We start from the raw sequence: 13,720 nt of genomic DNA, 5'->3' as shown, positions 1-13,720 counted from the left end.
CGGGCGGGCCGGACGCGTGCGGGCACAGCGACGGGAACGGGAGCAGGAACGGGCATGGGTGATCGGCACAGCGGCGAGGGGCTGCCCGGCCGCCGGTCCGCGCACCCTGGCGCCGGCGCCCCCGTATCCGCGCCCCAGCGGACCGCCGCGTCGCAGCCGGACGACGGGTTCGAGACCCGGTTCGGGGCCGCCCTGCGCCCGGACGCCGTGGACCCAGAGGCCGAGCGCAGCGCCGTCGCGGCCTTCCGGGCCGCCCGCGCGGCGGGGGCGCACGACGCGCGGACCCGGGCCCGGGACGACTGGCGGCCCGGACGGCCGCGCCGTACCCGCCGCTCGCTGCGGACCACGCTCTCACTGGCCCTGGCGAGCCTCACGCTGGGCGGGGTCGCCGTCGCGGCGATCGGCTCCGCAGGGTCCGGCACGGACGCCGGCCGGGACGCCCCGCGCCCCGCGCACCCGTCGCCGACCGCCCCACGCACCCCGGCCGCGTCGGCCGACGGCCCGGCAGCCGAGCGGGCGGACGGCGGTTCCGCCGACCCCGCCACGCCACCGGCCGGGCACCCGGCCACCGCCCGGGACACCCTGGCCCACTGCCGCGCCTAGCGCGGGCCGGGAAGCGGCGTGTCGCCCTGGCGGCGACGGCCTGGCAGCGGCTGGTCACGGCGGCGGGCGGCCCGGAGAAGGTCGCGGCCTACTGCGCCGCCCGGGCGGCACGCGCGCGGGAAGGGACGGCCGGCGAGGCGGGCGGTCCCGGCGCCACCGGCAAGGACCGAAGCCAGGATCAGGGCCAGGGCCGGAACAAGGGCGGGAACGGCGGCCAGGGGAAGCCGGCCGGCTCGGCGGGCGGCAAGCGGTAGGCACCGGCGGCTCCGCGAAGGCAACGGCCGGGGCCGCCACCCCCCACAGGAGAGGCCCCGGCCGTCGCGCGGACGGGCCGCGCACGGCCCGTACTCTCATCAGCGCCGTGCACACGGTTTCTGTCACACCCCGCCACACCTCGGGCACACACCGCCCCAGCCGGACCTCACCGTGCGCCACCGGAACCCGGTCACGAGTTAGTTGCAGCTTCCACAGACATGGACGAGAGGCGGTTTCACGCCGTAACGTGCCTTTCGCGCCGACCGAAGACAGGCGTAAAGGGAGTGCGGTGCTGGGGGACGACGCGGAGCTGACCGCCGCGGTGCGTGCGGCACAGACCGGTGATGAGACCGCGTTCCGTGCGGTGTACCGCGCGGTGCATCCCCGGCTGCTCGGATACGTACGCACGCTGGTCGGTGATCCGGACGCCGAGGACGTGGCCTCCGAGGCCTGGCTCCAGATCACCCGCGACCTGGCCCGCTTCAGCGGGGACGCCGACCGGTTCCGCGGCTGGGCCGCCCGGATCGCCCGCAACCGCGCGCTGGACCACATACGCATGCGGGGCCGCCGTCCTGCCATCGGCGGCGACGAGACGGAGCTGACCGGCCGGGCCGCCGAGTCCGACACGGCCGGCGAGGCCATCGAGGCCCTGACCACCGACAGAGCCCTCTCCCTGATCGCCCGCCTCCCGCAGGACCAGGCCGAGGCGGTCGTCCTGCGCGTGGTCGTGGGCCTGGACGCCAAGACCGCCGCCGAGACGCTCGGCAAGCGCGCGGGTGCCGTCCGCACCGCGGCACACCGCGGTCTGAAGCGGCTCGCGGAGCTGATCGGCGCGGATCCGGAATCGGCGGGCGGGCTCGACGCGCTTCCGCCCCAGCGAGAACCACACCGTGGCGCGGTGACGTCCGCAACTGTGACGCATACGCGTGCGCGGACGCAGAAGGACATGTGATGGCCGACGAGCAGTACAGGTGGCTGAACCGTGCGACGGCGGAGCGCCTACTGCGCGGGGAGTCCCCGGAAGCCGTCGACGCCAGCGCCCGTGACCAGGCCGAACGTCTCTCCCAGGCGCTCGGCGCGCTGTCCGGGCTGTCCGCCGACGCGGCCCCCGACACCGGCGAGCTGCCCGGTGAACAGGCCGCCCTGGCCGCGTTCCGCAAGACCCGCGAAGCGGCCGACGCCGGCCTGACCGCCGCCGCACCCACGTCCGGCGGCGCCCGCGCGTCCGTGCCGTGCGCCGACGCGGGCCTGGTCCGCATCGCTGCCCGGGCCCGTACCGGAATGCCGTCCCGGCGCCCCGGCTGGGGCCGCCCGGTGCGCCTGGCGCTCGCCGCGGCCGTGGCCGCGGGCACGCTCGGCGGAGTCGCCGTGGCCGCCGGGAGCGGGGTGCTGCCCACACCGTTCGGTGACGGGAAGCCCGGACCCGCCGCGTCCGTCCCCGCCGACGGGACCTCCGAGGAGCCGCTCGCCCCGGCGTCCCCGCAGACCACACCGGACTACGCGACGGGCACGGGTACGGCCCCGGGCACGGTCGCGCCGGGCGTCGGCCCGGGAGACCGCCGGGCCGACGCCTCCGGCGAGTCGTCCGGTCCGGCCGACGGCACCCGGCGAAGCGCCGCTCCGGGCTCCGGAGTGCCCTCCGCGACGTCCGGCACCGGGTGGGCCGGCGCCGCCGCGGCCTGCCGGGTCCTGCGGGACGGCCGGGAACTGGACGCCGGCCGCAAGCGCGTGCTGGTGAACCTGGCGGGCGGCTCAGCCCGCGTGGCCAAGTACTGCAAGGTCGTGCTGGGCGGTACCGACTCCGGCTCCGGCGGCACGGGCGGCGGGAACACCACCGGCCAGGGCAACGGCAACGGCGGGGACAAGGGCAGCAAGGACAAGGGCAAGGACGGGGACAAGGGCAAGGACGGGGACAAGGGCGACGGCGGCGGCGAGGGCCACGGGAAGGACGACGGCGGTACGGGCGGCGGCAAGGGCGGCCGACACCGTGGCGGCGCCGTCCCCGCGCCCTCCGTCTACGCCCCGGCGCACCCCGGCGGGCGGGCCCACACCCCGGCGGCCCCGTCGCCGACTCCCACATACACCGCGCTCTGACCGACGCAACCCCGCCGGACCTGCGTTTTCGCGGTCGCCGAAAATTTTTCGGCGCGAGGTGTGACGTTTCTGGAGCGGCTTACGCAGTACAGAGTGAGCCGACTGGTCATCGGCCGTCGCACCGAGCCGGGGTTCCCCCCGTACCCACGGCTCGTGCACCTGGCGCGGGCGGGACACGTTCCCCCGGTCCCGCCCGCGCCCCGCAGCTCCCCTCCCCACCGCTCACCCGTCCCCCCGGCGATGCTCCCCGCGTGACCGGCGCCGGACCGCAGGGCATGGTGAGGAGCAGGGGTCGTACTGCGGAGGCATCCATGGCGCGTGAGTCGGAGTCGGGCCTGCCGATCGAGCCGGTCTACGGGCCGGCCGAGCTGAGCGGCTGGGACCCGGACGGGAAGCTGGGCGCCCCGGGCGCCTACCCCTTCACCCGCGGGGTGTACCCGACCATGTACACCGGCCGCCCGTGGACCATGCGCCAGTACGCGGGCTTCGGCACGGCCGCGGAGTCCAACGCCCGCTACCGCCGGCTGATCGCCCACGGCACCACCGGCCTCTCCGTCGCCTTCGACCTGCCCACCCAGATGGGCCACGACTCCGACGCGCCCCTCGCGCACGGGGAGGTCGGCAGGGTCGGCGTCGCGATCGACTCGGTCGAGGACATGCGGGTGCTGTTCGACGGCATCCCGCTGGACCAGGTCTCCACGTCGATGACGATCAACGCGCCGGCCGCGCTGCTGCTGCTCATGTACGAGCTGGTGGCCGAGGAGCAGGGGGTGGCGGCGGACCGGCTGACGGGCACCGTCCAGAACGACGTGCTGAAGGAGTACATCGCGCGGGGCACGTACATCTTCCCGCCCCGTCCCTCGCTGCGGCTGACGGCGGACATCTTCCGGTACTGCACCGCCGAGATCCCGAAGTGGAACACGATCTCGATCTCCGGCTACCACATGGCCGAGGCGGGCGCGAGCCCCGTCCAGGAGATCGCCTTCACCCTCGCCGACGGCATCGAGTACGTCCGTACGGCGGTGGGGGCGGGCATGGACGTCGACGACTTCGCGCCCCGCCTGTCCTTCTTCTTCGTGGCCCGCACGACCCTGCTGGAGGAGGTCGCCAAGTTCCGCGCCGCGCGGCGGATCTGGGCCCGGGTGATGAGGGACGACTTCGGCGCGCGGAACCCGAAGTCGCTGATGCTGCGCTTCCACACACAGACGGCCGGGGTCCAGCTGACGGCCCAGCAGCCGGAGGTGAACCTGGCACGCGTCACCGTCCAGGCCCTGGCCGCGGTCCTCGGCGGCACCCAGTCCCTCCACACCAACTCCTACGACGAGGCGATCGCCCTGCCCACGGACAGGAGCGCCCGGCTGGCGCTGCGGACGCAGCAGGTGCTCGCCCACGAGACGGACGTACCGGCGACGGTCGACCCGTTCGCCGGTTCCTACGCGGTCGAGCGGATGACGGACGACATCGAGGAGGCCGCCCTGGACCTGATGCGGAAGGTCGAGGACCTGGGCGGCGCGGAGGCGGCCATCGAGCGGGGCTTCCAGAAGGCCGAGATCGAACGGAACGCGTACCGCATCGCCCGGGAGACCGACTCCGGCGAGCGGGTGGTCGTCGGCGTCAACCGCTTCCGGCTGGACGAGGAGGAGCCGTACGAGCCCCTGCGGGTCGACCCGGCGATCGAGGCACGGCAGGCCGAGCGGCTGGCCGTACTGCGGGCCGGGCGGGACCAGGGGGCGGTGGACTCGGCACTGGACGCGCTGAAGAGGGCGGCCGAGGGCGAGGACAACGTGCTGTACCCGATGAAGGAGGCGCTGCGGGGCCGGGCGACCGTCGGTGAGGTGTGCGGGGCACTCCGGCAGGTCTGGGGGACCCACACACCCCCCGACACCTTCTGAGCCGAGCGGTCCCGCTCCGTCACCGCCCGCCGCCGGGCGCGCGTTCCGCCGGGGCGGTGGGTTCCCGCGGGACCGCCGGTGCGCCGGCCCTCTTCAGCGCCCTTCTCAGGCGCGGACCGAAAGGTCGCTCCACCCACCGGTGGATCAGCCACGCCAGCAGCAGCATGCCCAGCACGGTCAGGGCGAGCGCCGGCCACGGCGGCAGGCCGAGCCCCCGGTGCAGCACCCGGATGACGAACCAGCCCAGGTGCTCGTGCACCAGGTAGAACGGGTACGTCAACGCGCCCGCCGTGACCAGCCAGGGCCAGGAGGCCCACCGTGTCCAGCCCAGTGCCACGGCGGCCACCGCCCCGAAGGCGAGGGTGACGATCCCCAGGATGACGTGCGGGTCCCGGTGGAAGTCGCCGTGCGCGCCGGCGTGCCACAGGCCGCTCGTGGCGGTGCTCTGCCCGAGCAGCCAGGACACCGCGACGATGCCCCACAGCAGCAGGTCGCTGCCGAAACGGTGGATCAGGTAGAGGGCCAGGCCGCCGATGAAGAAGGGGGCGTACTCCGGCATGAGCAGCTGGTCCGTGAGCGCGTTGCCGGAGGTGCGGCTGACCGCCGCCGCCAGTGTCCAGACGCAGGCGAACAGCACGACCCGGCGGTAGGTGACACCGCGCGCGACGACGAACAGGGCGAACAGCGCGTAGAACCGCACCTCGGCCCAGAGGGTCCAGCACACGCCGAGGACGCGGGTGACGCCCATCGGCTGTTGCAGCATCGTCAGGTTGACGAGGAACTCGTCCGTCCGGACCGGGTGGACGACGACGGGCAGGACGACGGCCGCCGCGGTGACCAGCACCAGGGCGACCCAGTAGGCGGGGTAGAGGCGGGCGACGCGGGAGCGGAAGAAGTCGCCGAGGGTGCGGCCCCAGCTGCTCATGCAGATGACGAAACCGCTGATGACGAAGAAGAACTGCACGCCCAGACAGCCGTAGGTCGCCGCCTGGGACAGGGCCGGGAAGACATGGGCCGGGCTCTGGTGCCAGGACGCCGAGACCGCGCCGCCGCGCCCGGCGTAGTGGTAGAGGCAGACCATCAGGGCGGCCACGAGCCGCAGGCCGTCCAGGGCGAGCAGGCGGCCGCGGTCCTGGCGGCGGCCGGGGACGGACGGGGCGGGCGTCGTCCCGGGCGCCGGCGCGGCGTCGGTGAGCGTGGTGGGCGAAGAAGGCATGATGCTCGGCATTCAAGCGAACAAACGTTGCCCGACTCGGATATTCATGTGAATTTCCGTGGCACGTCGAGCGGTATTTCCGCCGCCCGGGAACTGTTCGTCCGGCCGCCCCTGTCCGTTAACCCGTTCTTCGTTCTCACTTCCCTTTTTCCCACCCGCCCGGCCACCCGCCCGGCCACCCGCCCGGCCACGCCCCGCAAAACCGCCGGCAATGCCATGCGGAAGGGAATTCAGCGTCGAACGGACCTGCGCAGACTGCGCGCCTTGCGTGCCACCCGGCGTACCGTCGCGTTGCGCGGGATGAACGCCAGCTGGGCGGGCACCCCACCGGGCAGGGCCAGCGCGGTCAGCCGTCTGCGCTTGAAGTAGCGCAGTGTCCGCTCGTCCAGGTTCTCACCGAGCCAGCTCTCCGTCTCCGCGCGCAGCCCCGGCAGGATCTTCGGCTGCATCGCGAAGCCCACCGCACGCACCAGCGCGCCCAGCGTCTCCACGTCCATGCCCCGGCGCTGCCCTGCGACGGCCGCCTGGTCGGTCAGCTCGGGCAGCAGCGCGTCCACGACGGTGACCGGGACGCGGTTGCTGTTCTCGTACGGCGCCAGCCGCTCCAGCAGCAGTTCGGTGCCCACCCGGGCGACCGGCAGGCCGTACAGCGCGGAGGCGGTGAGCAGGGCGGTGGAGAAGCAGCCGACGACCAGCGCGGGCCGCATCCGCTGGTAGAGCACCTCCGCGAGCACCGGCGTGTCGAGGACGGTCAATTCGATCTCCAGCCGCTCCGCCTCGGTCTCAAGGGAGCGGGCGAAGCGGGCCGGAGCGGACGGGTGCGGCTTGAACACCACCCTCATGTGCCCGAGGCCGGCGACGCCCCTCAGCATCCGCACGTGCAGGTCCTCCTCCTGCTCGGCGGTGAGGATGTCCAGCGCGGACAGGTACTGCCCGAGCAGCAGCGCGGGCTCCTCGATCTCCGGCAGCTCCTCGCCGGAGGAGGCCAGCGTGGCGAGCACCTTGGTGAAGGCGGGCGACGGCAGGATCTCGCCGGGCACGCCGAACTCGGTGAGCAGCAGCGGCTCCAGGCCCGGCACCAGGTCCAGGTGCAGGACGCGGTCCACGCGGGTGCCGACCAGCGGGTCGATCTTGTTGCGGGTGGGGCCGTAGCTCATCAGGCCGTCGGCGTAGACGGTGACCGGGGCGCCGGTGAAGATCTGCGCGAGCGCCAGTGACGGACTGACCTGGATCGACTCGACCGCCAGCTCGACGTCGTCGGCGCCGAGCCGCCACTCGTGGCGCAGATACCGTTCCCACAGCGGCAGGTCGTCCCCGCGGGGGGCCCAGCCGCCCGGGTGGAACGGGAAGATCGCCGCGTTGTACGACACCACGTCGTCGAACCGGTCGCGCAGCCGCTCGAAGCCCGGCATCTCGTCCAGGGAGGGCGAGGTCTCGGGCGTGGCCGCGTTGTTGCAGACCAACAGGACGCGCCGGTCGGCCGGGCGGAAGCAGCCGGAGTCCAGGGCGGCGGCGAGCGTGGCCGTGCCGTACAGCGTCGACGCCTGGAAGATCTGGGTGGTCACGCGGCGGCTCCCACGGCGGCGGGACGGCGGCGCAGCCGGCGCAGCCGGGTGGCGCGCTGGAGGTCCATGGAGTCCAGTGCCTCGTCCAGCACGCCCTGCGGCATGCGCCGCAGGGCGGCGGCGCTCAGGGACTTCAGTTGCTTGGCCACCGCCGGCTCGAACCTTTCGATGGATCCCAGGTGATGGGAGATGATCGCGCAGTAGGTGCGGACGGCCTTCGGCAGCAGCGCGCCGGCCTCCCGGTCGGCCGCGGTCTCCGCGACGACCTGGTCGAACGCGCGGATGAAGTCGAGCTGCCGGACATCACCGATCTGGGTGAGCGACGAGGCGACCCCGCGCCGGTAGAACACGCCGAGCAGGCTCACCGCGGCGAACGACTCCGCCTCCCGGTGCAGCTTCCAGATCCACGGGCGGTCCTCGGCTGTGCGCAGCCCGTCGGTGAAGTGCAGCAGCCCCTTGTCCAGGAGCCGTCGGTGGTAGACGCCCGCCCAGGCGTAGGCGTAGTCCACGGAGGTGGAGCGGTCGGCGGGCAGGATCGCCTCCCGCGGGTTCAGCACCGTGTTGCGGCGGCCCACCGGCACCCGGTGCACGCTGCGCGACCGGGCGGTGCACTGCACATGGTCGGTGCGCAGGAAGTCACAGCCCAGTTCCTCGATGGCCGTGACCAGCCGCGGGAGGTAACCGGCGGCGAGCCAGTCGTCGCCGTCCAGAAACGTCAGGTACTCGCCGCGCGCCCGGTCGATACCGGTGTTGCGCGCGGTCGCCAGACCTCCGTTCCGCTCGTGCCGGACCAGGACCGCGCCCGGCAGCTCGCGCTCGGCGTGCGCGAGGATCTCTGGTGTCCCGTCCCGGGAACAGTCGTCGACGAGAATGAATTCGAAGTCCTCACGCGCGTTCGCCCTCAGGCTCCTGAGCGTGTCGGGCGCGTATTGCTGCACGTTGAAGAACGGCACGATGACGGAGAGCTTGACCACGTCAGGGACGTTAGGGCGCGGCCCGTCATTCGTCTTGACCGTCTGCTTGATACCCGGTGAACGACACATGGCGAAGCTGTGAACCAGGCTTGTTCCGCAGCGGATCACGGCCCGATTCCCCATTCGGCGATGTGCTGTTAACCGTTTGTTGCGCCCGGGTTGGGCGGAACCTCGGAATGGCTTCCTAGCGTCTTCGGCGTGCCAGCAAGTGCAACGAAGTCCCTGCGGGTCGCCGTCCTGGCTGACTCCGACACCCGGTGGAAGTGGGGCGCGCTCACCGCGCGCCGGCTCACTCCACCGGCTGCCGAGGTCCGGCTCGACGGCTACCTCCTGCGAGGGCGCGCCACCCCCACCGCCCGCCAGCTGAACGAGATCGGCGTCCAGGCGGACTCCCTCCGTGAGGTCACCGCCGTCGAGTTCCTGCGTGCGATGACCGAGGACCCCGGCGAGCGGTACGACGTCCTCGTCCTCGCCCTGGTCGGCGGCGGCGTACAGGCCGTACTGCACGGGCTCAGGAACGCCTGGGGTCCCGGGAGGCGGCCCGTCGTCGTCACCGGTTACGTCGGTGTCGTCTACGAGAAGCTCACCGACGGCCTGCTGCTGCGGCACGGCGCGGACCTCGTCCTCGCCAACTCCCGTCACGACGCGGACCGGTTCCGGGCCGTGTACGAGGGGGTCGGGGCCGACGCCTCGGCCGTCACGGAGGTCGCGCTGCCCTTCCTCGGCGGTGCCCCCTACACCGGCGGACACGAGCCCTACACCGTCGTGTTCGCCGCCCAGCCGTCCGTCCCGGACAACCGCCGGGACCGTACCTACCTGCTCGGCCGGCTCATCCAGCACGCCCGGAAGCACCCCGAACGCGAGGTGCTGCTGAAGCTGCGCTCCAAGCCGGGCGAACACACCACCCACATCGAGGAACTGCCGTACCAGAAGCTGGTCCAGGGGCTCGACCTGCCGGCCAACCTCCACCTGGTGTACGGGCACATGGGTGACGTGCTGGACCGTACCGACCTGCTGGTCACGGTCAGCTCCACGGCCGCCCTGGAGGCCCTGCACCGCCGCGTGCCGACAGCGGTCCTCACCGACCTCGGGGTGCGCGAGTCGCTCGGCAACCACCACTTCACCGGCTCCGGCTGCCTCGCCTCCTTCAACCAGCTCGACGCCGGGCACCAGCCGGTGCCGGACGAGGAGTGGGTGGCCCGGCAGGGCGTCGCTCCCGGCGGCACCTCCTCCGGCGCGGGGTCGTACGCCACCGCGTTCGACGCGGCCCGCGCGCGCATCGCCGAACTGCTGGAGCGGTCCGGGAACCTGCCGCCCCTGAATCCCTACTACACCCCCGAGACCGCGCCCGGCTATCTGCCCGCCGTCCTCGCCCGCCACCACCTCGGCCCCGACGGCGCACCGCTGCCCGGCGCGCCCGCTGCCGACAAGACGCCCGGAGCCGTCCGCCAGATCGTGCGCCGGGCCGCGCGCGGCGCCTACCGGCACGGCGTCCAGCGGGTCGCCCCGGTGATCCGGCGGATGGGCGAGCTGTGACCTCTTCCCAAGGAGTAGACCCCATGTCCCACTCGGAAGCGGGACCGGGCACCCCGGTCCGCCGGGTGCTCGCGGTGATCCCCGCGCGCGGCGGCTCCAAGGGCGTGCCCGCCAAGAACCTCGCCCCCGTCGGCGGTGTCCCGCTGGTGGCGCGCGCGGTGCGCGAGTGCCGGGCGGCCCGGCTGGTGACCGACGTCGTCGTGTCCACCGACGACCAGGCCATCGCCGCCGCCGCCCGCGAGGCCGGCGCCGAGGTCGTGCTGCGGCCGGCCGTCATCGCCGGCGACACGGCCACCTCGGAGGCCGCCGTCCTGCACGCCCTGGACCTCCACGAAGCGCTGCACGGCGCCGCCGTCGACGTGGTGCTGCTCGTGCAGTGCACCAGCCCGTTCCTGGTCCGTGAGGACATCGACGCGGTGGCCGCCGCCGTCGCCGGGAACGGCGCCGACACCGCCGTCACCGTGGCCCCCTTCCACGGCTTCCTGTGGCGGGACGCCGAGGACGCCGAGGACGCGGCGGACGCGGCGGACGCCGCCAGCGGCGCGGGCGGCCACGGCGTCAACCACGACAAGTCCTTCCGCCCCCGCCGCCAGGACCGCCCCCAGGACCTGCTGGAGACCGGCGCCGCCTACGCGATGGACGCGGCCGGCTTCCGCAGGCACCACCACCGCTTCTTCGGCCGTACCGAGCTGGTCCGCACCGACCCGGCCCGGGTGCTGGAGATCGACGACCCGCACGACCTGGCCCGGGCCCGCGCCCTCGCCCCCCTCTTCGACGCTGACCGGCCCGGCGCGCTGCCGACCGCCGACGACGTCGACGCGGTCGTACTCGACTTCGACGGCACCCAGACCGACGACCGGGTGCTGATCGACTCCGACGGACGGGAGTTCGTCGCCGTGCACCGCGGCGACGGGCTCGGCGTCGCGGCCCTCCGCAGGAGCGGCCTGAGGCTGCTGATCCTGTCCACGGAACAGAACCCGGTCGTCGCCGCCCGCGCACGCAAGCTGCGCGTCCCCGTGCTGCACGGCATCGACCGCAAGGACCTCGCGCTGAAGCAGTGGTGCGAGGAGCAGGGCATCGCGCCGGAGCGCGTGCTCTACGTCGGCAACGACGTCAACGACCTCCCGTGCTTCGCCCTCGTCGGCTGGCCCGTGGCGGTCGCGAGCGCCCACGACGTCGTACGCGGCGCCGCACGCGCGGTCACCACCGTCCCCGGCGGTGACGGCGCGATCCGGGAGATCGCCAGCTGGATCCTCGGCCCCTCTCTCGATTCCCTCCCCAAGTAAGGACATCCCCTGATGAGCACCAACTCCCGTCTGCGCACGTTCGGCTCGCGCGAGGCCGGCCCCGGCCGCCCCGTCTACATCACCGGTGAGATCGGCATCAACCACAACGGTGAGCTGGAGAACGCCCTCAAGCTGATCGACGTGGCCGCCGAGGCCGGCTGCGACGCCGTGAAGTTCCAGAAGCGCACCCCGGAGATCTGCACCCCGCGCGACCAGTGGGACATCGAGCGCGACACCCCCTGGGGTCGGATGACCTACATCGACTACCGCCACCGGGTGGAGTTCGGCGAGGACGAGTACCGCCGGATCGACGAGTACTGCAAGGAGAAGGGGATCGACTGGTTCGCCTCCCCGTGGGACACCGAGGCCGTCGCCTTCCTGGAGAAGTTCGACGTCCCGGCCCACAAGGTGGCCAGCGCCTCCCTGACCGACGACGAGCTGCTGCGCGCCCTTCGTGCGACCGGCCGCACCGTCATCCTCTCCACCGGCATGTCCACCCCGAAGCAGATCCGCCACGCGGTGGAGGTCCTGGGCTCGGACAACATCCTCCTCTGCCACGCCACCTCCACCTACCCGGCCAAGGCCGAGGAGCTGAACCTCCGCGTGATCAACACGCTGGAGAAGGAATACCCGAACGTCCCGATCGGCTACTCCGGCCACGAGACCGGCCTCCAGACCACGCTGGCCGCCGTCGCCCTCGGCGCCGTCTTCGTCGAGCGCCACATCACGCTCGACCGCGCCATGTGGGGCTCCGACCAGGCCGCCTCCGTCGAACCCCAGGGCCTGACCCGCCTGGTCCGCGACATCCGCACCATCGAGGCCTCCCTCGGCGACGGCGTCAAGAAGGTCTACGACTCCGAGCTGGGCCCCATGAAGAAGCTGCGTCGCGTCGCCGGCGCCGTCGCCGAGGCGGAGATCGCCGCGGCGGCGGGCGAACCGGTCTCGGTCTGAGCACCTTGACCGCCTTACTGCCCTACGATGGGACGGTCGTACGCCGATGAGCCCCCGCGCCGGTCACCCCGGCCACCCCGCCCACACGCTCGCCTTCGTGGAGAGCCCGGTACAGCTGCTGAACGTACTGGAGTGGGCGCACGCCCACGGCCTGCACGGCACCACCGGGCAGGCCCGCCCGGCCCTGCCCGCCCGGGCCGGGCGGCCCGCGGCCGGAGAACCGGCGCCGCCGGCCGGCGCGCCGCTCACCCTCGTCGTCCTGTCCCCGACCGACCCCATGACCCGGGGCCAGCTGCGCCGCATGGCCGACCTGGCCCGGGACGAGGGGTACCGGGTGCGCTGGGAGGAGGCGCGGGGCGGCACGACCGCGCCCTTCCACACCGTCGGCGGCCTGGCCGGCTCCCTGCGCCGGGCCGAACGGATCGTGATGGGCGACCCCTTCTCCCGCTACGTACAGCTCCTGCTGACCATCACCCGCGCCCGCGACCTCGTGGTCGTGGACGACGGCACGGCGACGATGGAGTTCGTCGCCCAGCTGGCCCGCGGGGAACGACTGGTCCGCTGGCACCGCAAGGGCGGCCGTCCCGGCGCCCGCGACCTGCTCTTCGCGCCGGTGTCCTCCTCGGCCCGCCGCCGGCTCACCCCCAGCGCGCGCCGCCGGGTGGAGGTGTTCTCCTCCATGCCGGTGACGGAGACCCCGGACGGCGTCACCGTCACCGCCAACGACTTCGCCTGGACCCGCGCCCGCTTCGGCCCGCCGCGCATCACCAAGGGCGCGGACCTGGTCGGTACCTCCCTGGTGGAGACCGGAGTCGTGGACGGCGACCGCTATCTGACGGCCGTCCGGGACCTGGCCGGGGCCCACGGCGCCACCCGCTACTTCGCCCACCGCCGCGAGAGCGCCCAGAAACTGCACCGGCTGGCCGCCGGGACCGGCCTGGAGATCGTCCGCCCGGACCTCCCGCTGGAACTGATCGCCCGCCGCGGCCCGATCGGCCGTACGGTCCTGAGCTTCCCCTCGACCGTCGTCCACACCCTCCCGCTGGCCCTGGCCGGCACCGGTGTCCGCGTGGCGGTGTGCGACATCGACCCCAGCTGGCTCACGGACACCGCCTCACCACGGGCCCAGGGCTTCCTGTCCGGTGTCACGGGCACGGCCCGTGACGTCCACCGGCTGACGGCGGTCAGCCCGGCCTAGGCCCTCTCGTTCGGATCATGCCGGGGTCGCGGGGTCCGGCACGCGCATCTGCGGTGTTGTCGTCGGTTGTCGACGCTCCGCGTCGACGCCCTCCTCCGCCTTGCAGCTGCACGCACCGGACCCCGCTCGGGTAGGCCATGCGGCGCCCGC

11 protein-coding genes are annotated in these 13,720 nt (G+C 73.5%); 8 read left to right on the top strand and 3 right to left on the bottom strand.

Annotated features, from left to right (window positions below):
* The first annotated feature begins 54 nt into the window (after positions 1 to 54).
* The 4 genes from ACF1BE_RS23755 (at position 55) to ACF1BE_RS23740 (ending at position 4,844) form a co-directional block, all read left to right on the top strand.
* Positions 55 to 603 carry a hypothetical protein gene (locus ACF1BE_RS23755; RefSeq protein ID WP_392201025.1) on the top strand — a complete coding sequence of 183 codons (549 nt, stop codon included), beginning with the start codon at positions 55 to 57 and terminating at the stop codon, positions 601 to 603.
* 544 nt (positions 604 to 1,147) lie between these two features.
* A complete protein-coding gene (locus ACF1BE_RS23750) occupies positions 1,148 to 1,810 on the top strand; it encodes an RNA polymerase sigma factor (protein ID WP_392201024.1) in 663 nt (220 codons plus the stop codon).
* Positions 1,810 to 2,952, top strand: a complete 1,143-nt coding sequence (locus ACF1BE_RS23745; protein WP_392201023.1) for a hypothetical protein — start codon at positions 1,810 to 1,812, stop codon at positions 2,950 to 2,952. The genes ACF1BE_RS23750 and ACF1BE_RS23745 overlap by 1 nt, the downstream gene beginning before the upstream one ends.
* A gap of 311 nt (positions 2,953 to 3,263) precedes the next feature.
* A complete protein-coding gene (locus tag ACF1BE_RS23740; protein WP_392201022.1) occupies positions 3,264 to 4,844 on the top strand; it encodes a methylmalonyl-CoA mutase in 1,581 nt (526 codons plus the stop codon).
* A 19-nt stretch (positions 4,845 to 4,863) separates the two neighbouring features.
* Here the strand turns inward: ACF1BE_RS23740 and ACF1BE_RS23735 are convergent, their stop codons facing one another.
* The 3 genes from ACF1BE_RS23735 to ACF1BE_RS23725 form a co-directional block, all read right to left on the bottom strand.
* Positions 4,864 to 6,060 carry an acyltransferase family protein gene (locus ACF1BE_RS23735; protein WP_392201021.1) on the bottom strand — a complete coding sequence of 399 codons (1,197 nt, stop codon included), beginning with the start codon at positions 6,058 to 6,060 and terminating at the stop codon, positions 4,864 to 4,866.
* A 230-nt stretch (positions 6,061 to 6,290) separates the two neighbouring features.
* Positions 6,291 to 7,625, bottom strand: coding sequence for an alpha-2,8-polysialyltransferase family protein (locus ACF1BE_RS23730; RefSeq protein ID WP_392201020.1), 1,335 nt, complete (start codon positions 7,623 to 7,625; stop codon positions 6,291 to 6,293).
* Positions 7,622 to 8,599, bottom strand: coding sequence for a glycosyltransferase family 2 protein (locus ACF1BE_RS23725; protein WP_392201019.1), 978 nt, complete (start codon positions 8,597 to 8,599; stop codon positions 7,622 to 7,624). The genes ACF1BE_RS23730 and ACF1BE_RS23725 overlap by 4 nt, the downstream gene beginning before the upstream one ends.
* Before the next feature lie 198 nt (positions 8,600 to 8,797).
* Between ACF1BE_RS23725 and ACF1BE_RS23720 the strand changes: the two genes are divergently transcribed.
* The 4 genes from ACF1BE_RS23720 to ACF1BE_RS23705 are packed head-to-tail and all read left to right on the top strand — an operon-like array spanning position 8,798 to position 13,570.
* The gene (locus ACF1BE_RS23720) at positions 8,798 to 10,135 is read left to right on the top strand and encodes a DUF6716 putative glycosyltransferase (RefSeq protein WP_392201018.1); all 1,338 of its coding nucleotides are present in this window, start codon (positions 8,798 to 8,800) and stop codon (positions 10,133 to 10,135) included.
* Between the two features lie 23 nt (positions 10,136 to 10,158).
* Complete coding sequence (locus ACF1BE_RS23715; protein ID WP_392201017.1) at positions 10,159 to 11,421, top strand: cytidylyltransferase domain-containing protein; 1,263 nt, start codon at positions 10,159 to 10,161, stop codon at positions 11,419 to 11,421.
* Positions 11,422 to 11,433: 12 nt separating this feature from the next.
* Positions 11,434 to 12,372 carry an N-acetylneuraminate synthase family protein gene (locus tag ACF1BE_RS23710; RefSeq protein ID WP_121787242.1) on the top strand — a complete coding sequence of 313 codons (939 nt, stop codon included), beginning with the start codon at positions 11,434 to 11,436 and terminating at the stop codon, positions 12,370 to 12,372.
* A gap of 46 nt (positions 12,373 to 12,418) precedes the next feature.
* Positions 12,419 to 13,570, top strand: a complete 1,152-nt coding sequence (locus ACF1BE_RS23705) for a hypothetical protein (RefSeq protein WP_392201016.1) — start codon at positions 12,419 to 12,421, stop codon at positions 13,568 to 13,570.
* Positions 13,571 to 13,720: the final 150 nt, after the last annotated feature.

It is taken from the genome of Streptomyces sp. NPDC014991 (genome assembly GCF_043080665.1).
In the GTDB taxonomy this organism is placed as follows: domain Bacteria; phylum Actinomycetota; class Actinomycetes; order Streptomycetales; family Streptomycetaceae; genus Streptomyces.
This window is presented reverse-complemented; position numbering and strand designations above follow the sequence as displayed.